The sequence below is a fragment of the Salinivirga sp. genome (assembly GCF_055145285.1).
Genome location: NZ_JBSRDC010000031.1, coordinates 18,181 through 41,203, shown reverse-complemented (window position 1 = coordinate 41,203; position 23,023 = coordinate 18,181). Strand labels below are relative to the sequence as shown.

General features: G+C 39.1%; 25 protein-coding genes. 8 read left to right on the top strand and 17 right to left on the bottom strand.

What is annotated here, in order from left to right; all coding sequences use genetic code 11:
* Positions 1-150: 150 nt before the first annotated feature.
* From ACTB0Y_RS06740 to ACTB0Y_RS06730, 3 genes are all read right to left on the bottom strand, one after another.
* Positions 151-837 (bottom strand): rhomboid family intramembrane serine protease, encoded by a 687-nt coding sequence (locus tag ACTB0Y_RS06740; RefSeq protein ID WP_463206048.1) that lies wholly within the window; start codon positions 835-837, stop codon positions 151-153.
* Positions 818-3,106, bottom strand: coding sequence for a hybrid sensor histidine kinase/response regulator (locus ACTB0Y_RS06735; RefSeq protein WP_463206047.1), 2,289 nt, complete (start codon positions 3,104-3,106; stop codon positions 818-820). Before ACTB0Y_RS06735 ends, ACTB0Y_RS06740 begins: the two co-directional genes overlap by 20 nt.
* Positions 3,107-3,227: 121 nt before the next feature.
* Complete coding sequence (locus ACTB0Y_RS06730; RefSeq protein WP_463206046.1) at positions 3,228-4,805, bottom strand: peptide chain release factor 3; 1,578 nt, start codon at positions 4,803-4,805, stop codon at positions 3,228-3,230.
* 355 nt (positions 4,806-5,160) lie between these two features.
* Between ACTB0Y_RS06730 and ACTB0Y_RS06725 the strand changes: the two genes are divergently transcribed.
* On the top strand, positions 5,161-5,607 hold the full coding sequence (locus ACTB0Y_RS06725) for a pyridoxamine 5'-phosphate oxidase family protein (RefSeq protein ID WP_463206045.1): 447 nt from the start codon (positions 5,161-5,163) through the stop codon (positions 5,605-5,607).
* A gap of 2 nt (positions 5,608-5,609) precedes the next feature.
* Positions 5,610-6,653 (top strand): thiamine-phosphate kinase, encoded by a 1,044-nt coding sequence (gene thiL / locus ACTB0Y_RS06720; RefSeq protein ID WP_463206044.1) that lies wholly within the window; start codon positions 5,610-5,612, stop codon positions 6,651-6,653.
* A gap of 88 nt (positions 6,654-6,741) precedes the next feature.
* On the opposite strand, the gene ACTB0Y_RS06715 is transcribed toward thiL, so the two are convergent.
* Positions 6,742-7,575, bottom strand: a complete 834-nt coding sequence (locus ACTB0Y_RS06715) for a universal stress protein (protein ID WP_463206043.1) — start codon at positions 7,573-7,575, stop codon at positions 6,742-6,744.
* A gap of 167 nt (positions 7,576-7,742) precedes the next feature.
* Here ACTB0Y_RS06715 and ACTB0Y_RS06710 point away from each other — a divergent pair, with 167 nt between their 5' ends.
* From ACTB0Y_RS06710 to ACTB0Y_RS06700, 3 genes are all read left to right on the top strand, one after another.
* On the top strand, positions 7,743-8,822 hold the full coding sequence (locus tag ACTB0Y_RS06710; protein ID WP_463206042.1) for an SGNH/GDSL hydrolase family protein: 1,080 nt from the start codon (positions 7,743-7,745) through the stop codon (positions 8,820-8,822).
* A gap of 281 nt (positions 8,823-9,103) precedes the next feature.
* Positions 9,104-9,451 carry a 30S ribosome-binding factor RbfA gene (gene rbfA / locus ACTB0Y_RS06705; RefSeq protein ID WP_463206041.1) on the top strand — a complete coding sequence of 116 codons (348 nt, stop codon included), beginning with the start codon at positions 9,104-9,106 and terminating at the stop codon, positions 9,449-9,451.
* Positions 9,452-9,454: 3 nt separating this feature from the next.
* Positions 9,455-10,666 carry an FtsX-like permease family protein gene (locus ACTB0Y_RS06700; RefSeq protein WP_463206040.1) on the top strand — a complete coding sequence of 404 codons (1,212 nt, stop codon included), beginning with the start codon at positions 9,455-9,457 and terminating at the stop codon, positions 10,664-10,666.
* A gap of 195 nt (positions 10,667-10,861) precedes the next feature.
* Here ACTB0Y_RS06700 and ACTB0Y_RS06695 read toward each other — a convergent pair whose 3' ends face one another.
* The 10 genes from ACTB0Y_RS06695 to ACTB0Y_RS06650 all read right to left on the bottom strand — a co-directional run bounded on the left by ACTB0Y_RS06695 (position 10,862) and on the right by ACTB0Y_RS06650 (position 16,636).
* Entirely contained in the window at positions 10,862-11,161 is a 300-nt protein-coding gene (locus ACTB0Y_RS06695) for a type II toxin-antitoxin system RelE/ParE family toxin (RefSeq protein WP_463206039.1), read from the bottom strand.
* Between the two features lie 11 nt (positions 11,162-11,172).
* Entirely contained in the window at positions 11,173-11,361 is a 189-nt protein-coding gene (locus tag ACTB0Y_RS06690; RefSeq protein WP_463206038.1) for a hypothetical protein, read from the bottom strand.
* 536 nt (positions 11,362-11,897) lie between these two features.
* Positions 11,898-12,125, bottom strand: coding sequence for a hypothetical protein (locus ACTB0Y_RS06685; RefSeq protein ID WP_463206037.1), 228 nt, complete (start codon positions 12,123-12,125; stop codon positions 11,898-11,900).
* A 9-nt stretch (positions 12,126-12,134) separates the two neighbouring features.
* On the bottom strand, positions 12,135-12,635 hold the full coding sequence (locus ACTB0Y_RS06680) for a hypothetical protein (RefSeq protein WP_463206036.1): 501 nt from the start codon (positions 12,633-12,635) through the stop codon (positions 12,135-12,137).
* Between the two features lie 155 nt (positions 12,636-12,790).
* A complete protein-coding gene (locus tag ACTB0Y_RS06675) occupies positions 12,791-13,327 on the bottom strand; it encodes an REP-associated tyrosine transposase (protein ID WP_463206035.1) in 537 nt (178 codons plus the stop codon).
* Between the two features lie 168 nt (positions 13,328-13,495).
* Positions 13,496-14,005, bottom strand: a complete 510-nt coding sequence (locus ACTB0Y_RS06670) for a hypothetical protein (protein ID WP_463206034.1) — start codon at positions 14,003-14,005, stop codon at positions 13,496-13,498.
* A gap of 16 nt (positions 14,006-14,021) precedes the next feature.
* Positions 14,022-14,759, bottom strand: coding sequence for an RHS repeat-associated core domain-containing protein (locus ACTB0Y_RS06665; RefSeq protein ID WP_463206033.1), 738 nt, complete (start codon positions 14,757-14,759; stop codon positions 14,022-14,024).
* A gap of 7 nt (positions 14,760-14,766) precedes the next feature.
* A complete protein-coding gene (locus ACTB0Y_RS06660) occupies positions 14,767-15,594 on the bottom strand; it encodes a peptidylprolyl isomerase (RefSeq protein ID WP_463206032.1) in 828 nt (275 codons plus the stop codon).
* Between the two features lie 17 nt (positions 15,595-15,611).
* Positions 15,612-15,956 carry a hypothetical protein gene (locus ACTB0Y_RS06655; protein ID WP_463206031.1) on the bottom strand — a complete coding sequence of 115 codons (345 nt, stop codon included), beginning with the start codon at positions 15,954-15,956 and terminating at the stop codon, positions 15,612-15,614.
* An 11-nt stretch (positions 15,957-15,967) separates the two neighbouring features.
* A complete protein-coding gene (locus tag ACTB0Y_RS06650; protein WP_463206030.1) occupies positions 15,968-16,636 on the bottom strand; it encodes a phosphatase PAP2 family protein in 669 nt (222 codons plus the stop codon).
* Between the two features lie 152 nt (positions 16,637-16,788).
* Between ACTB0Y_RS06650 and ACTB0Y_RS06645 the strand changes: the two genes are divergently transcribed.
* Both ACTB0Y_RS06645 and ACTB0Y_RS06640 read left to right on the top strand, forming a co-directional pair.
* The gene (locus ACTB0Y_RS06645) at positions 16,789-18,429 is read left to right on the top strand and encodes an ArnT family glycosyltransferase (RefSeq protein WP_463206029.1); all 1,641 of its coding nucleotides are present in this window, start codon (positions 16,789-16,791) and stop codon (positions 18,427-18,429) included.
* Positions 18,430-18,439: 10 nt separating this feature from the next.
* Positions 18,440-19,192, top strand: coding sequence for a glycosyltransferase family 2 protein (locus ACTB0Y_RS06640; RefSeq protein WP_463206028.1), 753 nt, complete (start codon positions 18,440-18,442; stop codon positions 19,190-19,192).
* A 191-nt stretch (positions 19,193-19,383) separates the two neighbouring features.
* On the opposite strand, the gene ACTB0Y_RS06635 is transcribed toward ACTB0Y_RS06640, so the two are convergent.
* The 3 genes from ACTB0Y_RS06635 to ACTB0Y_RS06625 are packed head-to-tail and all read right to left on the bottom strand — an operon-like array spanning position 19,384 to position 21,761.
* Positions 19,384-20,187 (bottom strand): response regulator, encoded by an 804-nt coding sequence (locus ACTB0Y_RS06635; RefSeq protein ID WP_463206027.1) that lies wholly within the window; start codon positions 20,185-20,187, stop codon positions 19,384-19,386.
* On the bottom strand, positions 20,188-21,234 hold the full coding sequence (locus ACTB0Y_RS06630; RefSeq protein WP_463206026.1) for a histidine kinase dimerization/phospho-acceptor domain-containing protein: 1,047 nt from the start codon (positions 21,232-21,234) through the stop codon (positions 20,188-20,190).
* Entirely contained in the window at positions 21,231-21,761 is a 531-nt protein-coding gene (locus ACTB0Y_RS06625; RefSeq protein WP_463206025.1) for a YfiR family protein, read from the bottom strand. The genes ACTB0Y_RS06630 and ACTB0Y_RS06625 overlap by 4 nt, the downstream gene beginning before the upstream one ends.
* Before the next feature lie 131 nt (positions 21,762-21,892).
* Between ACTB0Y_RS06625 and ACTB0Y_RS06620 the strand changes: the two genes are divergently transcribed.
* Positions 21,893-22,918, top strand: a complete 1,026-nt coding sequence (locus ACTB0Y_RS06620; RefSeq protein WP_463206024.1) for an ABC transporter substrate-binding protein — start codon at positions 21,893-21,895, stop codon at positions 22,916-22,918.
* Positions 22,919-23,023: the final 105 nt, after the last annotated feature.

Genomic DNA, 23,023 nt, shown 5'->3' with positions numbered 1-23,023 from the left:
CGTTCGTTTTTATAAAATTTTTAAAGAATTTTCTGTTTGTTTATTTATTAAACACGCATTGAACTAAATCGTTTACAAATGCTATTCCAAAGAATTAATTATTTAGATATATAGATATGCTTTTATCGTAAATATTTAAAAGTATAATTTCTACTTTCTGGGGTTTTCCGGAATAAAATGGTAGTTAATCTCAGCATCTGCTATTTCGTGCGTAGAGCGGCTAAATGGTTCGTCCGTGTCATCATCATCATCTTCGGGTTCATCGGTATAAATTGGCTTTTTACGCCATAAAACAGCGAGTAAAACACCTGCCAGCGCTCCTCCTGCATGTCCTTCCCAGGAAACATTGCCATCTTGTGGCAATACGCCCCAAATCATGCTTCCGTACATAAACACAATTATGAGGGCAAAAGCCCCGAGTGTGCGTTGCTTTTTTAAAAAACCAAGCGTAGCCAGCATAAATGCTAATCCGTAAATGATACCTGAAGCGCCGAGGTGGCAGCCAGATCGACCGAAGGTCCAAATAATAAATGCACTCACCAGCCATATTGTCAGCGGGGCGATAAAGAATCTTTTGGGCATATAGTAAAAAGTGCCGGCGGTAAGGAAAAATAAGGGTGGTAAATTGGAAAGTAAATGGGAAGTATTGCTATGAAAGAGGGGATAGAGTATAATTCCGTAAATGTGTGACCATTTGCCGGGTAGTATGCCGGGGCAAAACTCATTATCGAAAAATTGCTGGATGATAAAAAGTAAGGCCACAAAAAAGCTTATCAGCAATGCAACATACATGCTGGTACGTACATGTTTTCCTTCTCTATGTGTGGCTTGATCCATTTAAAAATTTTGCAACTTTTTGTATGAGTAAACTGGCATTTATAGGTTTAAAAACAATTACATCCACCATGGTCGACAATTCCTGCGTTATATTGCTTTGCGTTAGTGCTGTGTAGGCTATTACAGGCAATTTCGGAAATTGTTGCCGTATTTGTCCAATTTCATGTTTCAACAGCGTGTTTTCTCTGAAAACATCTAATAGCAACAAGTCAGGCTGTTGTTCATCCAGCATGGCCATTGCTTCGTCGAATCTTTTGGCCCTTTTTACTTCTAATTTATACTGGGTTAAGAGTTCGCATACGAATTCGGCTGACTCAGCGTCGTTGTCTATTACCAGTACCTTTTTGCCGGGCTCAGGTAAAGCGTAACTTGTTTTTAAGTCTTTAGCCTCCGAACGCACTATCGGTATATGCATTTCAAAACGCGTGCCTTTTCCTTTTTTGCTTTTTACATGTATGGTTCCTCCCAGCAGGTCAACGTATCCTTTTACAATGGCCAGTCCTAAGCCTTTCCCCTGTTCGTTTTTCTCGCTAACAGCCCGGGCACTGAAAAACCGATTGAAGATTTTTTGCAAGTCTGTTTCATCAATGCCTGTTCCGGTATCTTCTACATAGCCGTGCAAATGTGAGCCTTCAATTTTGCATCCAAAAGATATCTGCCCTTCATCAGTAAATTTAACAGCATTACTAAGCAGGTTGGTGAAAATTTGCAGCAATTTAGTCCGGTCTGTTTCAATCAACACATGTTGAGGCGTAAGGTCTCTGGCAATTTTTACATCCGCTGTTTTTAATGTTTTTTCACTAATTACAAGCGAATCTATCTCTTGCATAAAATCATCGATGTAAAACTCCTGGGTTTCGGCTTTAATGTTGCCGCTTTGGAGTTGAGTAAGGTCAATAAGCGCATTGATGAGCTGAAGTAAATATTGCCCGTTATCGTAAATAATGCCCAGGTATTGTTGTTTTTTCTTTTCCGGAATATTGGGTTTAATTTTTAAGATTTGGCTAAATCCGGCAATGGAGTTTAGCGGAGACCTTAAGTCGTGGCTGATGTTTGCCAGAAAATCGCTTTTAGCAGCATTGGCTCTTTCTGCTTTTTGGCGGGCTTCTTTCAGGTGGGTTTCGTATTCGTATTGGCGGGTTATATCTCTTCCAAAGGCGGCAATGAGCGTTTTTTTATGCAAATAAATCGGGAAAATTTTGGTTTCGATGTATCTTTCTCTGTTAGAATTGTTAATAAAACTGTGTCGGAGCTTTATTTGTGAGGTTGTTGAGTTGTTTTTCGTAATTTGCTCCACATAGGTTTTTATTTTCTTTTCTATTTCAGTTGCTTCATTTTTGTTTTTAAGGGGTTTTTGTATCAGGTCCCAATAAAACTGGTCAATGGCGTCTCGTCTGTAAATACCTGTATATTCTTCAATTTTAATATTCCATTGTAGAACTTTTCCTGTGGTATCGAAAATAGCAATGGCATCGGCCGATTGGTACAGTAATTTTTTGAAAAGTTCTTCCGATGCAATAAGCTGGCTTTGAATGGTTTCTTTGCTGTTTATTTCCCTTATCAGATTGTCGTTTTTGGTTTTAAGTTCAGTGGTTCTTTTATCAACAGTTTCCTGCAAATTGTTGGCATATTCGCGCAACATTTTTTCTTTTTGAATGCTTTCTATTTTATGCTTAAAAAGTATTTTGCTAAATATCCATGCCAGTAAAATACATGCCGGGATTATAAAAAACACAGTGAAACTATCATGATACACTGAATTATAGGGATAATGCATGAGTATAAAAACCGTGTAAATAGCTGCCAGCATTATGGCATGAAAAATTTCTGACAGAATAAATGAACTACTGATGATGAAAATTCCCGCCACAAGCGTCAGGTTACTTTGTTCGTAACTCATCCCGGATATCACGCCAATCCATACAGCACCATAGAGCAGGTAAATGTAAATCATCCGCTGCTGAAAATCGGTTGTTGGCATTCGCTTACGGCGAATAATTATCAACCCCGACAAACTGATCAGTAGGAGCGACAGGTCGGCTATTACAAATATCTCTATCAGGCTTTTTGCGCTCCAGGTTTCAAAATATACAATATCACTACCCAGCAGCACCAATGAGAAAAACGATAAGAAAGATAAAAGGTATTTTAAGCGGGAATAATTGGCATGGGTAATTTGGGCAACCGCCATTTTTTGATCCATTAATGGAAGGTCGGCCAAAGGATTTTTTAGCTTTTGCTTGATTTCGTATATCGTGTCTGAAAACATTTAATTCGGTTAATCAATATATGAAACGGCTAACTGCCCGGAATATTGAGTGCTGTTCATTTGTACGTTCTAAAAACAAAAGCGTAACAAAAAAATGAATTTTTAGGTTGTGGGTAAACAACTAAAATTCATTGGTTAAGTGAAAATTAATGTCCGGGAACTTTTCTTTGGCCCGGTCCAAATCAAACGCTGATTCGGCCAAATACACATCATTTCCGTGTTTGTCTTCTGCTACTTGCTTGTATTTGCGTTTTTTAAAATCTTCCATTTGTTCTTCATTGTCGCTTTCGAACCATACGGCTTTGTGAAACCCTACGGGCTCCCAGCGACACTTTGCGCCATATTCGTGTAAAAGCCGGTATTCAATTACTTCAAACTGTAAGGCTCCTACCGTACCAATAATTTTACGCCCATTCATTTTTACTGTAAAAAGCTGTGCTACACCTTCGTCCATCAACTGGTCCACGCCTTTGGCCAGCTGTTTCGATTTCATGGGGTCATCGTTTTCGATGTATTTGAACATTTCGGGCGAAAAGCTCGGCAGACCCTTGTAATGAAGTTGTTCGTTTTCTGTAAGGGTGTCGCCGATTTTAAAACTCCCGGTGTCGTGCAATCCGATAATATCGCCCGGATAAGCTTCGTCTATCACCGATTTTTTGGAGGCCATGAAAGCCGTGGGACTGCTGAATTTAATTTTTTTATTGTTGCGCACATGTAAATAGTTGGTGTTGCGACGAAACACACCACTGCATATTTTTATAAACGCCAGCCTGTCGCGGTGGTTGGGGTCCATATTTGCATGAATTTTAAACACAAATCCACTGAATTTATCTTCATACGCATCTACATGTCTTTCTTCTGCTTCTGAAGGACGTGGAGTGGGGGCTATGTCGATAAAGCACTCTAAAAGTTCTTTTACACCGAAATTGTACAATGCACTGCCAAAGAATACCGGCGAAACTTCTGCATTCTGGTAAGTTCGGTTTTCGAAGGGCGGATAAACACCATTGACTAACTCAATATCGTCGCGAAGCTGTTGCGTATAATCCTCACCTATATAATCCACAATTTCTTCGTTATCGACACTTATTTGCAAAGGCTCTTCGGCTGTTTGTTTATCCTCTCCCGTAAAGATATTGAGTTTTTCGTCGTACATATTGTAAATACCTCTGAGCCTTTTACCCATACCCACGGGCCAGCTCAGCGGGCGAACTTTTATATCAAGTTCTTTTTCTATTTCATCGAGCAATTCAAAGGGATCTTTACCTTCGCGGTCGAGTTTGTTGATAAAGACAATAACCGGTGTTTTGCGCATGCGACAAACACGCATAAGCCGCCGTGTTTGGACTTCTACTCCTTTGGCGGCATCAATCACTACAATAACGGAATCAACCGCAGTGAGGGTTCGATAGGTGTCTTCTGCAAAATCCTGGTGGCCAGGCGTATCGAGAATGTTTATTTTAATGCCTTTGTACTCAAATCCCATTACAGAAGTGGCCACAGAAATGCCCCGTTGCCGTTCAATTTCCATGAAATCTGAGGTGGCTCCCTTTTTTATTTTATTCGATTTTACTGCTCCGGCAACCCTGATGGCACCACCAAAAAGCAGTAGTTTTTCTGTTAATGTTGTTTTACCGGCATCCGGATGGCTTACTATTCCAAAAGTTCTTCTACGATCTATTTCTCCTTTTAAACTCATTTATTGTCCCTTTTTTCCTGTAAAATACTGCTGGAAATGTCCCCGGGTGTTTTAAGCGGGCACCGTTTTCATTCAGATTGCAAAAATAATCATTTATCTGTATAGATGAATTTATTTGCTCGAAAATCAGGAAGTTCCTTATACTTTTCACCTGAAAAAGCCACATCCCGGGATTTGCTATTTGCTTTATGCGTGTGCGCTCTTTGTTTTAAAATTAAAAAGTTTTATGGGAACGTGTTGGTTAGGCCTAAGGAGTTATTTATCAATCGGTAACCTTATGCATTACAGCAATAAGGAAAAGCTGTTGATTTAAGTGATACCCATTCAAAAGTACTATCTTCGCAAAAAAAATAAGATGACATCAACAGACGAGCGTATAATAAAAATGATTAAAAAGCACCATGTGCTTACACTTGCTACAAGTAAAGAGAACGTGCCATGGGTCGCCAGTTGTTTTTACGCATGGATGGATGATGAAAAGGTGTTTGTGTACACCACCGATTTAAAAACCAGGCATGGTGCTGAAGCCGCTCAAAACGAGCAGGTAGCAGCTAATATTTATCTGGAAACAAAGCTGGTAGGTAAAATACAAGGCATACAAATTGCAGGCACCACTACACAACCGGAAGGCGAATTGCTCGAAAAAGCCAGAAAGAGGTATTTAAAGCGTTTCCCTTACGCCCGGTTGATGGAGACTACACTCTGGGTACTCCAACCGAACGAAATAAAAATGACCGATAACCGCCTGGGATTTGGAAAAAAACTCATCTGGCAGGCAGGTAAAGGATCAATAATACAATAATTATGGCAGCAGAAGAAAAAAAACTTACTCCGATTGCAGATCTTGGTGAATTTGGACTGATTGAGCACATCAGCAAAAATGTGGAAATAAAAAACAAAGAAACCCAAAAAGGCATTGGCGACGATGCAGCAGTGCTTGACTACAGCGGCATGCAAACTGTCGTAACCTCTGATATTTTGGTGGAAGGGGTACATTTCGATCTTATGTACACCCCGCTTAAGCATTTAGGCTACAAAGCCGTAATTGTAAATCTTTCTGATGTGGTGGCCATGAATGCCATTCCAAAGCAAATTATTGTTTCTATTGCCATGTCGGGCAAATTTTCTGTTGAAGCAGTAGATGAATTGTATTCGGGCATTTTTAAAGCTTGCGAAGCCTACGGTGTAGATTTGGTAGGCGGCGACACTACATCTTCGGTAACGGGATTAACCATTAGTGTTACAGCTTTGGGTGCTGCACAAAAAGAAGAAATTGTGTACCGTTCAGGTGCTCGCGAAAACGATATTATTTGCGCAACCGGCGATTTGGGAGCGGCCTACATGGGGCTGCAATTGCTTGAGCGCGAGAAAGAAGTATTCAAGGCTGATCCGCATACCCAGCCCGAATTGTCAGGCAGCGATTATATTCTCAGCCGCATACTCAAACCCGAGGCGCGACTCGATGTGGTGAAAAAGCTACGCGAACTGCATGTCAAACCCACTGCCATGATGGATATCTCAGATGGATTGTCTTCGGAGTTATTGCACATTTGTAAGCAAAGTGGTTGCGGTTGCCGCATATACCAGGATAAACTGGCCATTAGTCAGGAAGCCGCATCGATGGCCAATGAGATGAATATTGAACCACTGATAGCCGCGCTCAATGGCGGCGAAGATTATGAGCTGGTATTCACCATTAACCCGACTGATTATGAAAAGATTAAGGATATTGAGCAATTGGTGGCTATTGGTCACATTACCAGTATAGCTAAGGGCCGTTATCTTGTTTCAAAATCCGGTCATGATATTGAGCTAAAGGCTCAGGGATGGAACGCTTATAAAAAATAACCAGCCTTAAAATAAAATTGCTTCGACATCTGTGTAAGGGTGCCGAAGCAATAATGTATCATCCGGAAAATATGCGGAGTTATTCTAATTACCAGTTGGCTGAAAGGTTGGCTTTTGCTACATCTTTTCGCGGGTTAACGCACATAATTGGCACTTTCGCACTGTTGGCAATAATATATTGCTCTGAAGCACCGAAAATATAGTCTCCCAAACCAATACCTTTTGTCGTCATGATGAGCACGAGCTCTGCTTCTACGTCTTGCGCATATTGAAGCATTTCATCCTCAAATTTACTTGCCTTACGGGCAGTTTCGAGTTCAAAATCCACACCGTAATGCTGCAAATGTTTTTTGGCAAAAAGCAGATTATTATTCACTTTGGTCAGATAATATTCATCATCGACCGGTGGTTTGAACAGCAAAATTTTTGAATTGAAGTATTTGGCGAGGTATATGGCCCAGATGAGTTTTTCTTTGTTTTCTGCTTTGAAGTTTACCGGAAATACAATTTTATCGTATGTTTCGACTCTTGGCATTTCCTGAACAACAATAAAGGGCACTTCAGAACTGGCAATAACTTTTAAAGCCCAGCTACCGGTAATTTTTTGCATACCTCGTATGCCATGGGTGCCCATCACAACCAGTTTTACATCCTCTTCCCTGGTATAGTCACCAATGGCGTGAAAAATACTACCTTCTTTAACTTTTGTCAGCGGTTTTACACCATATGTTTCTTCTGCCCGTGTTGCTACATCATCCAGCCTTTTTTGGGCATCTGCTGTTTCAGTCTCTCTTTTTACCACATGCAGTAATTCAAGTTGGGTCCCCAATTGGCGACCGAGTTTTATTGCGTGTGCAAGTGCAAACTCAGACTTTTCACTAAAGTCCCATGTAATCAATATTTTATGTAGATGTCTTTCCATATACAGTATTTTTATATATCCAAATGTAAATAAAAAACATATATAAAGCAATAATGATTTATCATTATTAAATCCTTTAATTAGCCGGGCAACTGGCTTGTAAACAAAAAGTTTGACTTGTTGCACCTTACAAACTGTTTAAAATATATCTTTAAAGAAAAATTTGTATGCGGTATATATTTTTGTTTTTCCTTACAATTTTGTTATTCCATGGTTGTGAACAAAACACAAATCAATTAATTGTACCCTCAGATTCGAAAATAGTTTACGAAGGTAGAATTGATAGTTCGACTCAGGATGCAGTTAGCATTTTTTGGCCGGGTAGCAGTATCAAAATCAAATTTAAAGGTACTTCTGTTATTGCAATTCTGAAAGATAATGTTGGCGAAACATATTATAATGTAATTGTTGATGGCGATAGTGCAGGAATTATCAAACCGGATACGACCAGGAAGGAAATCAAATTGGCTGACTTGCCCAATGGAGTTCATACAGTAGAGCTTTACAGGCGAACTGAGTTTACCACAGGTACAACCAGTTTTTATGGTTTTAAAATCGACCGGGATGCAACAGTTTTACCCTTGTCTGAGAAAAACCATAAAATAGTGTTTTATGGAAATTCTATTACTACGGGGTATGCCAATGAAGATTATTCCGGACAGGACCGGCCCGACAGCATTTTTACGAACAATTACATGAGCTATGGTGCTATAACAGCAAGATATTTCGATGCTGTTTACCATTGCATTGCGCGTGGTGGCATTGGTTTTATGGTGAGTTGGTATCCGCAAATTATGCCGGAACTTTATAACCGGCTCAGTCCCAACGATGCATCAAGCAGCTGGACATTTTCTAATCAAACCACCCCACTCGTGGTTGTTAATTTGGGGCAAAATGATTCATGGATCCTGTCAAATCCCAAATTGGCAGAGTACCAATACCGTTTTGGCGATTCAGTAATCAGTGTCCAACATATAGTTCGAAGTTACCGGAATTTCATGCAGCAACTCAGAATAAATTATCCCAAGTCGCCCATTGTTTGTACTTTGGGGAGCATGGATGCCGTAGCTCCTGATTCGCCATGGCCTGCCTACATCCGCAAAGCTGTTGAAGCATTAAATGATGAAAATACCCACACCCTATTTTTTGATTATCTTGCAGCGAACAGACATCCAGGAGTTGAAGAGCATAAGCAAATGGCCGCCACATTAATTCATTACATTGAGAGGCATGGGTTGTTGGAGTAAACCACGTTTTAAAAAGCCATGGTTCAGGCCATGTTTTAAATATTTTCAGCTCCTGATGCTCACAATGGTTTCCTCATCAGGTATCGGGTATAGGGCTAAGTTAATTTTAGAGGCGCACAGGTAGTAAATTTGACTATTCATATCAATATGGACAATAAGCTTTTCATGAATATTGTTGAGTGTATGCGTGCTGAAACCTCTATGACGAAAGTTGATATTTTAAAAGCGGAAAAAAGCATTACTTTTGTATAATTAAACTTATTGATGGAAAGGAGTTGAAGATGAAGGAAGAAACGCAAAGACAAAAAAAGATTAATCGTCAAATACAACGCGACCTGGGCGAAATGCTGCAACAAGACGGAGCGGCTATTCAGCCGGGTGTGATGTTTACTGTTACCCAGGTGCGTGTAACAGCAGATTTATCAATAGCCCGTGTATACCTGAGCTTATTCCCGGCCGAAGACCCTGAAGCTATTGTTGCCAAGGTAAATCATGCAGCAGGGGAGTTGCGTTACAACTTAGGTAAAAGGGTGCGGCATCAGTTACGGAAAGTTCCGGAGCTGCATTTTTATCTGGACGACTCACTCGACTATATCGAAAACATTGAGAATAAACTCGACGAAGATTAGCACATGCGTTTTCCATTGTTTATAGCAACCCGGTATCTTATTTCGCGCAAGAAACAGAATGCCATCAACATTATTTCAGGCATATCTGTAACGGGTGTTTTAGTTGGAACTTTCGCGCTTATACTCGTATTATCAATTTTCAATGGTTTCGATCAGGTGGTGCGCAGCCTTTTCAGTTCTTTTGACCCTGAACTAAAAATTTTACCTGCCTCAGGTAAGCGCTTTCAGGCCGATAGTGCTACGCTTAAGCTGATTGAAAATACCAATGGTGTGGCCGTATATGCTGAGGTGATAGAGGAAAATGTACTGCTCAAGTACAATGAGAAAACACATCCCGCACGCCTAAAGGCTGTAGACAAGCACTACATGGATGTAACCGGCCTCGATACCATGATTAACCGGATGGCTCCTGAGCAACCCAAAGACGGACAATTTTGCATTGTGGGTCAGGGGTTAAGTTATTTTTTAGGGGTGAATCTGAATTTTGCACGTTCCATTAGAATTTATGCGCCAAACCGGGATGCAAAACTCAGTGCCTCTGCACGAAATGCATTTCGACAAAAATACATTATTCCTTCAGCGATTTTTTCCATCAGGCAGGAAATCGACGAAAGATACATTATTGTTCCGCTTAGCTTTGCTGCAGAACTTTTCAATACAGGGAATGAGGTTTCGGCCATTGAGCTTAAAACAGATACCCAAACAGATGTAGACGAAGTAAAAGAAAATTTGCAGGAGCGCCTTGGAGATGAATTTGTGATTAAAAACCGCTATGAACAACATGAGTTTTTCTACAAGGTGATGAAATCAGAGAAATGGGCCATTTTCCTCATTTTGTCGTTTATTTTGGTTATTGCCTCATTTAATATCCTGGGTTCACTAACCATGCTGATTATCGACAAAAAACAAGATATGTTTATTCTTCAGAGCCTGGGAGCCGACAACAAGCTTATCCGCAAAATATTTATTACCGAAGGTTTCATGATTACTTTTGTGGGTGCCATAACGGGATTGTTGCTTGGTTTTATTGTTGCCTGGCTGCAGCAAACCTATGCTCTTATTAAAATCAGTACGCAGGGTACACTTATAATTGATGCCTATCCGGTAGACCTTCAGGCCATAGATTTTGTATGGGTGCTTGTGGTTGTAGGACTCATCGGTTTTATAGCTTCCTACGTGCCTGTAAGGTTACTTACACGCCGCATTTTGAAATAATTATTTTTTTACCACAATTTTAAAGGTTGGCCTGAGTTTTTAAGATGATCTGTTTTCGCTTTTAACATAACACTCCGACGTTCCTGCATGAAAAAGACTTTAATTAAAAGTGCTACTAATTAAGGGAAGTTTTCACAATCAACATCGACTGATTTGTATGAGGCACGAGCTACAAGCTCGCGCCAGCGGGGGGAGTTACTCTTTCATTTTGTATGGATCTTGTCTTGAATCAAAGATATCTGTCACATAAATGATTGAACCATATATACGATAAATAATTTTATAGTTTCCTTCAACTAATCTTCTGTGTTCAAGATTCAAATGCTCAAGATAAGGTTCAATTTGCCCTTTAAGAGGTTGGTCGATAAGTGTATCTGCCTTGTCCAGTATTTGATTACGTATTTCAGAGAGTTTTTTGTCGGTTACTTTAGGTGCAATAAAATCTAATGCTTCGTTTAAGCTTTCGATAGCTTGTTCGGTGTATAGTAATTTCATCAGAGCTTTTTTTATTCTAGTTCTTCACGACTAAACACTCTACCATCCTTAATATCTTGTTCCGATTTTTGTGCCCTGTTTGTTAATTTTTGTTTTAAGGCTCTGTTTTTTTGCAATGTTTCGTACAGACTATTGATAAGGCTTTCGTCAGCATTATGTAAATGTCTGTGTATAAAGTCTCTTTTTTCAACTACGTTCATAATTTCCATTGTTTTGTTCATCTACAAATTTAACGATTAATATCGACTTTTAGTTTCAGGCCAACGAATCATATTTCTTAAGTTTGCCGGATAAACCGGCCAGAGTATTCAGAAATACCACCATAAAAAAAACCCGGCACCGCCGGCCTTTTTCCTATCTCGCTTTATATCCGTTCGCCTTTTTCGTTCCGCTCACAAATGCACGAACTTTCGTGCGGTTGTTCCTTTATTCATGTGTGTAGGAGGGAGCCCAATTAGGCTCGAGCCAGGTATACTATTAACTTTTTATACAATAACACTTCAACAAACTTGCTAGTTGGAGGTTCTATTATTGTTACTTATTATATTTTTTTTGGATCGTCCTTACTATTGAAAAACCTGAAAACACCCCAAATAAATACCAAAATATATATGCAAAAAAAATAGGTATCTCATCTTGATAAATGTAATCCAAAAGAATAAAATAGGAAATCATGTACCCCCCGAAAAGTACAGATATTATTTTATATGAATAATTACTCAAAAAAAATATAATTCTAGAAATTGTCATAATTAGTACTTTTTTTATTTATTCTCCTTTTTTCAAAATATATCCAACCACTTAAAGACAATAAACATACTAATAAGAAAGCTGATAAATAAAGCGAGCCCATTATTATTTCTTTAGAAACATATTGCTCAAAGAACTCACGAGCAATCATTATAATGAATACCGCTGCAATGGATATTCCTCTAAGTTTTTTTAATAAAATTAATCTTTTCATAAAATTATTTTAAGGTTGATACCCTGGTCTATACGGAACAACAATATCTTGGTTAGAACTTGGAAGCTTATGGTTCTCAAAAGCTGGGTTTGTCGTTTTTTTCCACTTATCATATAAATCCCATGAACCTAATACAAAAGCCAATGCACTGCCCCCATAATCACTTCCTCCTGGTTCTGGTTTACCATTAACTGGCCATTTTGTAGCATTCCCTCTACTGGTTGTTGTTCCTTCCAGAAAAGGGTTTAAAATATTTTTACCTGCAGAATAAAAAATTATTGCTGATGTCGTTCCTAATATTGCATGTCCAACCCATTTAGGCCAAGCGGCGTCAGTTGGTTCTGGCGTGACTAAATCCGCTTGCAATGCTACCATGTATCCACCAGCAGCTGTTACAGCCCAACTATCTCCGCCTTGCGATTGGGCATCAGGCGTAATAATCTTCAAAGCACCGACACCATTGAAAGATATGGTGGTTTCTGTGTACCCGTCTTTTTGTTCTTCTTCCATTTCTCCGCCTGTTTGTTCTTCTTCCTCTTCGTCGTCACCTTCTTTAATCTGATTACTATCAAACTCTTCAAGGTTTTGGCGTGCCTCTTCCTGCCTAAGTGCTGCCTGAATATGTTCCCCCCGCTGCCGCGCGATTGCATCGCGTGGTCTATAAACTACAAAAGCTTTACGATACCCGTAAGCAAACCTCGTTCTCCGGCATAATCTTTTGCACTACTGTAAAGATACTCTTCCGGGCTAAAAACCAATCCTTCTTCGACCGGATTATTGTGAATGTAGTTTAACTTTTCTGCAATAACTTTATTGCTCCATAATTCTATTGGTTTATTATCATGTCGCCAGAACTGATATTGGTTTACATTGGAAGACTTTTTCCCAGCTTTTTCAAACTGTTCCAGTAACCATTCTCTGCGGCTTTCTCTTGGGCTTTCTTTTATTGCTTTAACAATTTCTTTACTGGTAAACCGTTTGAAATCGCCAAGCAGTTTTTCCGGTTTATCCTCTTGAACGCTTCTGAATATTAAATGCAGATGATTCGTCATTATGCACCAGGCAAAAATCTCCATCCCTTTCTCTTTTTGGCAGTATTGCAAACTATCAAGGACAATGTTTTTATAATCGGGTCGTGTAAATACATCCAACCACTCTACAACAGCAAAGCTTACAAAATAAACGCCCTTCGGGTTATGCATTTTATAATTTCGGCTCATGCTGGCAAAGATAGCGTTTTTAAAAATAAAGTTGCAATTCAGAGATAAGTCCGTAATTAGCTGAATGGCTGCACGCCCACGCGATACAATCGCGCGGTAGCGGGGGGGTCATTTGGGTCTAGGAGTGTAGGAGTAAAGCAACCAATCTTCCTAATTTTCTTCATTCAAAGCTAAAAAAGCTTTCGTTTTTTTGCTTTTATAAAAGAAGAATATACTAATCCATATCAACAAATTAGTTGTATTGCTAACTGCAATAAAAACTATAGTCGGTATTTCATTATCAGTATTAATAAATTCTTGGTATTCCAAAAAACCAGTCATTACAAACAATATGGGACACATAATTAAAAACGGTTTTCTGCCTTTTTCATTCCTTGTAGCAAGCCTAAAAACTAAAATTATTGTATAAAAAGATAGAACCCCAATTAATATAGCTATTAAAACATTTATTATTACGGGCGCACCACTGATTAAATCAAAATTCTTTTCAAATAATTGTTGTGCGACTAATTTTGTATTCCCCCCATAGAAAACAAAAACAAACAATGTAATAATAATATTAAGTATCTTTCTGAACAATTGCCTCTTTCCATCTTTTTTATAATTTGAGATTGCAATTGGCAATATAATAACGATATAGATTAAAAGACTTATTATCATTTTCTATCTTAATTAGTTAAAAGTATTCGTCATCATTTGTACTCCATGCTCTGAAGGATCCATCAGGATTAAACTCAATTCCAAATGAACCTGATTGGTTTTCTTCCGAACTCTCTCTCTCTTCATTGGATTCATTATCAGAATCATCAATATCTTCTGCATCTGAATTTTCAGTATCAGAGCCTCTTGTACTTGCATCTGATTTTTGTGCTTGATTATAATATTCTTTAAAGATATCTAAAGCCAAACCACTCATTTTCATATCCATAGTTGCAAATATGGATACTCCCGTTGCGCCAAGACTTGCACCTGCATATTCTTCAAGAGCTGCAGTGCCATATTCAATAACTTTGGGGTTTTTTACTGCAGTTCGACTTATCATTTTTGATGTTATTCCTATACCTTTACTTATACCGTTAATCCCTTTTAATGCTCCAGTAGTCAATATAGGTAACCATATTTTACTTGTAAGTACTAAAGCAGGTATACCTACCGTTGCCACAGCTCCAATTGAATTCTTTTGTACATCTCCCTTTGTAAGATATCCTTTATTAATGGATTCCGAATATAATTGCCCATAAACCAAAGGAGGTTCCATGGCTGCCTCCCCGTTTTTATCTATAAATCTGACTGGATTGTTAGACGCATATAAATAAGAAGACTGAAATTTGTAATCTTCGGCTTTGGGGTCAACCGTTGAGAAACGGGCTATAGCCGCATCATAAAACCTGGCCCCGTAATCATACCAATCCATAAAAAGGCTACTTTATCAATTCCATTTCCATCGTAACATTTTCTACCGGCCGGTCGAACTTATCGGTGGGTTGGGCTGCAATGGAATCAATTACGTTTAAACCTTCTACCACCTGTCCAAAAACGGTATAGGCTCCATCTAAATGGGGTGTGCCGCCAACTGTTGAATAAGCTTCCTCTTGCCGCGATGAAAATTTAAATGGCTCGTAATCGGGTGCCGCGGTGATGATTTGTTCTACTTCACGGTATTGGTCATTCAGTTCCTCGTATTTTTGTGCTTTTTGAAGAGAATCCATAATGACCTTTCTTTCTTTGTTGTCAGGATTTTGCAGGTATTCATTTATCAACCGGTTAATTTTCCGTTGGTTAAATTTATTTTCCATTTGGTTGAGCACCTGTAGCGGTAAAACTTTGCCCTGTACAATATAAAATTGCGAACCGGAGCTTTTTTTCTCCGGGTTGACGCGGTCACCCTCGCGGGCAGCAGCAAGTGCGCCTTTTTTGTGAATCAGCGTGGTGTCAAATTCAGCCGGTATCTGATAGCCCGGACCACCATTACCTAACCGTTTGCCTTGTTCGGCATTACGAGAGTCGGGGTCGCCGCCCTGAATCATGAATCCCTCTATAACGCGATGAAATAGAAGGCTGTCGTAGAAACCGTTTTTGACAAGTTTCAGGAAATTGTCGCGGTGTTTTGGTGTTTTATTGAAGAGCTCAATTATCATATCGCCATAGGGCGTACTCAATTTAACCTTAGACCGGTCAGCTTTTTCTTGTCCAAATGTTGTTGAGCTTAATAGTAACCCAAACAACAACAATAGTATGGTGTGCTTCATAATTAAAATATTTTAACTTACGATGAACTTATTTCATGGGTATGGTTTTCAAAATAGGCAACGATGCCTTTTTTTAGTAATAATTCTCTTTGGATCCCTTCCGGTAGGGTTAGGTCAGGGTTTATCACATAATAAGGAAGGAGACTGTCTGTATCTACCTTTGTGTAGTATCCAAAAGGAGCCAGCACGGTAGCGCCGCCAAGTTCTATTAAGTCGATTTTTTCTTCTTTGGTAAATTCCCGAAAACCCTCACCACTTTCTTGTATACCTATAAAAAAAAGAAAATGTATCAGGTTGTTTTCAATATTATAGTCAGCTGCAATAATATCCAGTTGTTGTTCTATTTTTGTTGCTTCGCTCATAGGTTAACATGTTATTTTTTGTTTGTAAATATAATTTCACTCAATGGCTTGTCAAGCCAGGGAGCTTTAAATCCCGCGAACAGCGGATACATAAAAAAGGTTGTTAATACACCAAGTATGCTGCCCATGACCACATCATTTACAAAATGCAGGTTTAGGTACACACGTGAAATACCGACCAAAAGTGCGGCTGCAAAAAAGATAAATTGCCACCAGTGGTTTTTCCCGGAAAGCATTAGCGAAAGCGCAAAGAAAAAGGCAAATGCCGAAGTGGTATGGCCTGAGGGGAAGCTGTGGTAGCTTTTTAGTCCCACATCGAGTACCTGGGTTAAATCTAAGTTCAGTTGATCAAACACATATCCCGGACGGTTTACATCGTCGAAAATAAACCGTTTGAGCAACTGGGCAAAAAGGCCGGATACCAGGTAGGTGGCCAATAAAAATATGGATAGTCTAACCCTGTAAAACACCAGCAATATGCTTACAATAGCAAGCAGCAGCCCATCACCAAACAAGGTAATATATTTGAAAAAATAGTCGGCTGCCAATGTATGGTGCGCATCGAATAATTGTTGCCAGTATATTTTATCTCCCAGCATAAGCAGTATTGCAGAAATCGCAATCCATAAACCAAAGGCAGTAATAAAAGTCTTTTGTTTTTCCAGAATTTTTGTCAACATATTTAAGGCTTTGTGGCAAAAATATGACAATCCTGTTAAAAGAATGCAATAAGGCTTGTTTTTCTGTTTCCAGCTAATCGTGTTAGGGGCTATTTATATCACATTCGGAAAATTTTATGTAAGTTTGCGGCAATTGCCATAAATCCATAGCAATGCCATTTTATAAGACAAATACCGGAATTCAGATCATTATTGCGGTTGTAGCCGCATTGCTTTTCGTCCCCTTTTTGGGGCAGGTGCATTTGTTCGATTGGGATGAAATTAATTTCGCCGAATCGGCCCGTGAAATGATTGCTTCGGGTAATTATCTCACAGTACAGGTAAATTTTGAGCCTTTTTGGGAAAAACCCCCGTTGTTTATCTGGATGCAGGTGCTTTCTATGAAGGCCTTTGGCATTAATGAGTTTGCAGCGCGTTTTCCCAACGCTATTTGTGGCATACTTACCCTGCTTGTACTTTATAATTTGGGGCGCGAAATTTACAACAAGCGCTTTGGTGTGTTGTGGGCTCTAATTTATGCCGGCTCACTGCTTCCTTTTTTTTACTTTAAGTCGGGTATTATAGACCCATGGTTCAACTTGTTTATTTTTGTGGGCGTTTATTTTATTCTCAGGTACTTTCACAATCCAAAAACCAAATACAGCATATTTTCTGCAATAGCCATCGGGCTGTCAATATTGACAAAAGGGCCTGTCGGGTTTTTAATTTTTGCGCTATCAGGTTTAATTTATTTGTCGATACGCAAATTTCGTGTATCCATTCACTGGAAAGATGTAGCGATTTATGCCCTGGTGGCAGCTTTTGTTGGTGGCTTTTGGTTTTTGTTGCAAATATTCAATGGTAATTACGACATTTTAGTAGATTTCATCGAATACCAAATACACCTTTTCAGCAAGGAGGGAGCGGGCCATGGCGGTTTCTTGCTTTATCACTTTGTGATTTTATTTATCGGGGTTTTTCCCGCCTCAATATTTGCCCTGCAGAGTTTCAGAAGAAATTACGACGACTCGCTGCAACAGCAAATGCGGTTAATGATGGTCGTATTGTTTTGGACTGTGCTTATTTTGTTCACCATTGTGAATACCAAGATCATACACTATTCTTCCATGTGTTATTTTCCGCTTACTTATCTCGCTGCATACGTAATAAATCGTATTCTTAATGGAGAAATGAAAGCCGCAAAGTGGATTCCTGCAGGCATAGTTGTGATGGGCGGGTTTTATGCTTTGGTAACCTTTGCCATGCCCTGGATTGGTAAAAACGCCAAAGAAATTGCCGCTTCGGGCATAATTAAAGGTCAATTTGCACAGGCCAATATGCAAGCCGATGTTCATTGGACGGGCTGGGAATCTCTCACAGGCCTGATTATGCTGGCCGGGATTGTATTTTTTATCATAAAATGGCGTAAAAACCAAAAAAAGCATGCTATAGCAGGCCTTTTTGGGGGCACAATACTTTTTCTACTGCTTTCAATGACCCTGATGACACCAAAAATTGAAGGTTACTCCCAACGTGCGGCCATTGAGTTTTATAAATCGAAAGCCCAAAAAAATGTCTACGTAGAGCCTTTGGGCTTTAAGAGTTATGCGCATTATTTCTATGGACAGCGATCAACAAGAAAAAACGGAGAAAGTATCACTGAAAGCTGGCTTTTAAAAGGCGATATTGATAAAAAAGCCTGGTTTGTAATAAAAACACACCGGGCAGAGAAATATTTGAAGAAATACCCACAATTAAAGAAGTTTGGAGAGAAAAACGGGTTCGTTTTTTGTTACCGTGAACCTCAAAAATAAATGCAGATCCATGATTAATAATAAGAAAATTACGGTGGTTTTGCCTGCTTATAATGCTGAGCAAACATTAGAACAAACATATAATGAAATTCCTTTTGATATAGTCGATGAGGTAATATTGGTCGACGACCGGAGCAATGATAAAACAATCGAGGTGGGCCAAAAGCTTGGCATAAAACACATTGTGAGGCACGACACCAATAAGGGCTACGGCGGAAATCAAAAATCGTGCTATAACAAGGCGCTTAATCTCAACTCAGATATCGTGGTTATGTTGCACCCCGACTATCAGTACACCCCAAAATTGATTCATTCCATGTGTTACATCATTGCCAATGGATTGTATGAGGTTGTTCTCGGATCGCGCATTTTGGGTAAAGGAGCTTTGAAAGGTGGTATGCCCTGGTACAAGTACGTGGCCAACAGGTTGCTAACGTTGGCTCAAAATATTTTAATGAGCCAAAAACTTAGTGAATACCATACGGGATATCGTGCTTTTTCAGCCAAAGTGCTCAAAGACATTGATTACAACGCGAACTCCGACGATTTTGTGTTTGATAATCAGATGCTGGCCCAGATATTTTTTGCCGGTTATGAAATTGCAGAGGTCACCTGCCCAACCAAGTATTTCGATGAAGCATCGTCTATTAACCTGGCGAGAAGTTCTAAATATGGTATTGGGGTATTGGGCGTTTCATTTGCCTATTTCTTTCAGAAAATTGGGTTGGGGAAGTTTAAAATATTCAGAAAACCACAAAATTAACCATTATTCAGGCTCTGCTGAAAAAGTCTGAGACGCACCTTTTTAAAGCGACAGCGTATTGATATACTTCGAGTCGCAGTCAACGTTGAATAAGGTGTGCATCAGGCAAACAAATGCAATATCAGTTTTTTTAATACCTGAGTATGTCGATTTAGTAATTATGGTATTTGCTGTTTTTCAGCAGGACCTGTTTATGTTGTAGCCTGCATTAGGGTTTTAATGAGGTCTGCTGTGTTAATTGGTTTTGCAAGAAAATAGTCACAGCCGGCTAATTTGCATTTTTTCATTTCGTCAGTTGATGCATAGGCTGTTTGGGCTATAATAATCAAATTAGGATATTGTTCTTTGATGCGCCGGGTCGCTTCATAGCCATCAATTACCGGCATTTTAATATCCATTAAAATGAGGTCTGTTCTTTGGCGGCCTACTTGATTTATGGCTTCCTGCCCATCTCTTGCCCAAATGATGGTTGCATTGTATTTTTGTAGCAGCTGATTCAGGTATTTAAAATTGTTTGGTTCGTCTTCGGCCACCAGTACGGTTTTACCCATTAGGTCAAGTTCTTTTTTATCTACCGTGCTGGCTTTTTGGTTAGGTATATCCTTTTTGTTGATTAATTTTTTGGGCAGCGAAAAGGAGAATAACGAACCTTGTCCCGGCTCTGATTTCACCTTGATTTCGCCACCGAGAAGTTTCACAATATCTTGCGATATGGCCAATCCAAGCCCTGCACCCCGGTATAGCCGTGTTTTTTCGTCATCGATTTTCCGAAAACGTTTAAAGATTTCACTTTTATAGTTGCGGTCTATTCCAATGCCGGTATCTTTTACATAAAACGTGAGCGAATCAGTGTTTTCTTTCAATCCGTATTCTATGTGGCCACTGTCGGTAAACTTTATGGCATTTCCCAGTAAATTTACAAGCACCTGCCTAAGTCGGAAGGGGTCGGTGTTGAGCAATAATTTTTTATGATTTAACGGGTTATTGATGTACAATTACAGGTGGTCTTTATTTTTTTGGCTTTTAATCTCATTGAAAGAAACATACAAGTCGCCGAACATGGCGTTAATATCACAAATTCCTTCGGCAATACTTAGTTCACCTGATTCTATTTTAGAAATATCCAATATATCGTTTACCAGGTTTAGGAGCGTTGCGCCACTTTCATTAATGACTTTTAAGTACTCTCTTTCTTGTTTTCTGGATAAGTCTTCGTCGAGCATGAGGTTAGTAAACCCAAGTATGGCATTCATCGGTGTGCGAATTTCATGCGACATATTGGTTAGGAAGCTGGTTTTTAGCTGATCTGCTCTTTCGGCTGCTTCTTTTGCCTTTTGGAGCCTTAGTTCAACGGCATTTCTTGCCTCATCGCGTTTTTCGATTTGTCTGAGCATATCGTTAAAGGCACGGTAAACCATTGCAATTTCGTCTTTTCCTTCACGCTGCAGTCTAATTGAATAATCGGCTTCCTGCGAAATTTGTTTCGATGTTTGGGCCAGGCGAGCCAATGGCCGGGTAATGATAAACTGCATTCTGTAAGCTGCAACAGAACCCAGCAGTAACAGGAACAATATCCAACCTGCATTTGAAAGCATAAAACTGGTGATTTCGGATGAAATATTTTCTTTGCTGGCCAGTAAAACTATGGTTCCGTATTTGATATTTTTGTACTTAATCGTTTTCCGGATTTCGGCGGTCTCTATTTGTTGGCGCGGTTGTGTGGCGTATGTAGAGTCGGCAATATACTTTGAAAATAAATTGTTGTTTTTATCATAAACCCGTGCAGAGATAATATGAGGCAGATTCTCAATACGTTTTAAAATATTGTGCGTCCCAATAGAGTCGTTAAAACTCATTGGGCCTACACAGTAATCGGCAAGCAATATTGCGTTTGTTTCTATATTGGATTGAAATTTACGCTCTTGTTCATTGGCAAAACGAAATATAATAACGCTGTACCCGGCTACAGTTACGGTAATGGTGACCAATAAGACCAAACCAATTAGTTTATGCTTGAGCGATATGTTATTTAACCAGTTCATTTTTGTTTCTGCACAGGATTAACAATGCGCTGTGCTGCCTTTTTTAATCGGTAACTTACATATAATTTACTATTGTACATCGACCGCTCATTAATCTCAAATTTAAGAGTCGATTCTTTTTTGTATATGTTGATCATGGCCCCGGCTCTGGCGCCTCCGTTTACTTCAGAAATAATCAATACAGGGACCTGCTTTGTTTCCTCAAGCACATCGTCTATCAGTGCCTTATTGGTAATGTATATTACATGGGGCCGAAAATTAGGATTGTATTCATTTTCATGCTCGTGTATCAATACGGTTTTATTTTTAATTTCCAGCTTTTTATAAATTTTACGGAATTTTTGACCCAGGTTTTTGTCGCCTATTACCTGTATTCTAAAAAAATCGCCCTGTCTGTTGCCCGGCCATTCTATAAAGCGTGAGAAACGTTCTACATAAATTGCTTTCATAGTTGTTTCATCTACCTGGGCACAAGCATACCCGGGTAAAACTGTAAGATAAACAAAAAGCAAGTAGTATTTTAGCACCATTCCAATATTATCAGCCTAAACAAATTTAAGGAAAAAAACATAGAAAAATGTTGCCGGTTGACTTAAGATTTGATTTCACATTTTTAATGATTTGCTTACCTTTATGCAATAAATCAATAATTTAAGTTATGGTTAGGTTCTTATTACTATTCGTGATCATTTTAGGCTTAAGTGCTTGTAATGTCCCCATTGACAAGGATTTTAACTCAAATCACCTGAAATTTATCGAATCTAATTACCCGGACGATATTTTTCCTGCAACTATTAATACGTTGGAAGAAGCGCACATTGTAACGCAAATTCATGATGGTTTGATAGGGCTTAATCCGGCCAATAACCAACAGGAAGGCAGACTGGCAAAACGTTGGGTTGTAAACAATAATCATGACAAAATTATATTTCACCTGCACGAGCATATATTGTTTCACAATGATGTGTGTTTTGAAAACAAGCAGAGCAGGTATCTTGATGCATCTGATGTAAAATACTCGCTTGAATACACTTACTGGTATAAGGCCAATAGCGATCAAGGCATTGGTTTTTTAAAAGACATTAAAGGGGGCTCGGCTTTTTACGAGAATTGCCGTAACAAAAAATTTGAACCCGGACAACTGGAAGGAATTAAGGTGAAGGATTCTCTTACTGTAGAAATTTATTTAAATAAATCCAATCCTGCTTTTATTTATAGTCTGGTTAATCCCGACATGGTTATTCTCCCTCCGGAAGGGTTGAAAAAATATGGCAGCAGTTGTAAAGTAGGTAGTGGCCCTTTTGAACTGGAACATTTTGATCCCGCTACAGATTCTCTAATAATGAAAAAAAATGATCATTATTATAAAAAAGATAAAAACGGCAAGCAGCTACCTTACATTGATAAACTTACGGCTATTTTTGAGGCCACTCCTGCAAAAAGTTTAAGGCTTATAAGAGATGGCAAAGCAGATTTTTTGCTAACCATGCAACAAAAATATGTGTCTGATTTTGTGGAAAATAATATAAGCATGTTTGAAGGGGAAGAACCCGAGCTCGTTCTGGAGCAACCCAAAGATATGGAAAACACAAAGGTATTTATGATTCGCCGCAGCAACATCAAAAATTTGCAATATGGTGGAATGAACTTTTTATATCTGGACCGGGTGAAGATATCTGAATAAATCAATTTCTTTTAAGGCCCTGGTTAGGCGGGTCGTTTTCAGGTTTCGAATGTATTAAGGTCCTACAAGAAAACATGTTACAGCCGCTTCAGCGTTTTCCTGTGT

What these genes read in the sequence shown, in the direction of transcription:
- ACTB0Y_RS06700 (WP_463206040.1), top strand. Translation starts at nt 9,455, where the DNA reads ATGCGTTTTCCATTGTTTATAGCAACCCGGTATCTTATTTCGCGCAAG.
- ACTB0Y_RS06655 (WP_463206031.1), bottom strand. Translation starts at nt 15,956, where the DNA reads ATGAGCGAAGCAACAAAAATAGAACAACAACTGGATATTATTGCAGCT.
- rbfA (WP_463206041.1), top strand. Translation starts at nt 9,104, where the DNA reads ATGAAGGAAGAAACGCAAAGACAAAAAAAGATTAATCGTCAAATACAA.
- ACTB0Y_RS06685 (WP_463206037.1), bottom strand. Translation starts at nt 12,125, where the DNA reads ATGAAAAGATTAATTTTATTAAAAAAACTTAGAGGAATATCCATTGCA.
- ACTB0Y_RS06680 (WP_463206036.1), bottom strand. Translation starts at nt 12,635, where the DNA reads ATGGAAGAAGAACAAAAAGACGGGTACACAGAAACCACCATATCTTTC.
- ACTB0Y_RS06630 (WP_463206026.1), bottom strand. Translation starts at nt 21,234, where the DNA reads ATGAACTGGTTAAATAACATATCGCTCAAGCATAAACTAATTGGTTTG.
- ACTB0Y_RS06620 (WP_463206024.1), top strand. Translation starts at nt 21,893, where the DNA reads ATGGTTAGGTTCTTATTACTATTCGTGATCATTTTAGGCTTAAGTGCT.
- ACTB0Y_RS06740 (WP_463206048.1), bottom strand. Translation starts at nt 837, where the DNA reads ATGGATCAAGCCACACATAGAGAAGGAAAACATGTACGTACCAGCATG.
- ACTB0Y_RS06730 (WP_463206046.1), bottom strand. Translation starts at nt 4,805, where the DNA reads ATGAGTTTAAAAGGAGAAATAGATCGTAGAAGAACTTTTGGAATAGTA.
- ACTB0Y_RS06710 (WP_463206042.1), top strand. Translation starts at nt 7,743, where the DNA reads ATGCGGTATATATTTTTGTTTTTCCTTACAATTTTGTTATTCCATGGT.
- ACTB0Y_RS06670 (WP_463206034.1), bottom strand. Translation starts at nt 14,005, where the DNA reads ATGATAATAAGTCTTTTAATCTATATCGTTATTATATTGCCAATTGCA.
- ACTB0Y_RS06650 (WP_463206030.1), bottom strand. Translation starts at nt 16,636, where the DNA reads ATGTTGACAAAAATTCTGGAAAAACAAAAGACTTTTATTACTGCCTTT.
- ACTB0Y_RS06675 (WP_463206035.1), bottom strand. Translation starts at nt 13,327, where the DNA reads ATGCATAACCCGAAGGGCGTTTATTTTGTAAGCTTTGCTGTTGTAGAG.
- ACTB0Y_RS06640 (WP_463206028.1), top strand. Translation starts at nt 18,440, where the DNA reads ATGATTAATAATAAGAAAATTACGGTGGTTTTGCCTGCTTATAATGCT.
- ACTB0Y_RS06735 (WP_463206047.1), bottom strand. Translation starts at nt 3,106, where the DNA reads ATGTTTTCAGACACGATATACGAAATCAAGCAAAAGCTAAAAAATCCT.
- ACTB0Y_RS06660 (WP_463206032.1), bottom strand. Translation starts at nt 15,594, where the DNA reads ATGAAGCACACCATACTATTGTTGTTGTTTGGGTTACTATTAAGCTCA.
- ACTB0Y_RS06725 (WP_463206045.1), top strand. Translation starts at nt 5,161, where the DNA reads ATGACATCAACAGACGAGCGTATAATAAAAATGATTAAAAAGCACCAT.
- ACTB0Y_RS06665 (WP_463206033.1), bottom strand. Translation starts at nt 14,759, where the DNA reads ATGGATTGGTATGATTACGGGGCCAGGTTTTATGATGCGGCTATAGCC.
- ACTB0Y_RS06645 (WP_463206029.1), top strand. Translation starts at nt 16,789, where the DNA reads ATGCCATTTTATAAGACAAATACCGGAATTCAGATCATTATTGCGGTT.
- ACTB0Y_RS06715 (WP_463206043.1), bottom strand. Translation starts at nt 7,575, where the DNA reads ATGGAAAGACATCTACATAAAATATTGATTACATGGGACTTTAGTGAA.
- thiL (WP_463206044.1), top strand. Translation starts at nt 5,610, where the DNA reads ATGGCAGCAGAAGAAAAAAAACTTACTCCGATTGCAGATCTTGGTGAA.
- ACTB0Y_RS06690 (WP_463206038.1), bottom strand. Translation starts at nt 11,361, where the DNA reads ATGAACGTAGTTGAAAAAAGAGACTTTATACACAGACATTTACATAAT.
- ACTB0Y_RS06695 (WP_463206039.1), bottom strand. Translation starts at nt 11,161, where the DNA reads ATGAAATTACTATACACCGAACAAGCTATCGAAAGCTTAAACGAAGCA.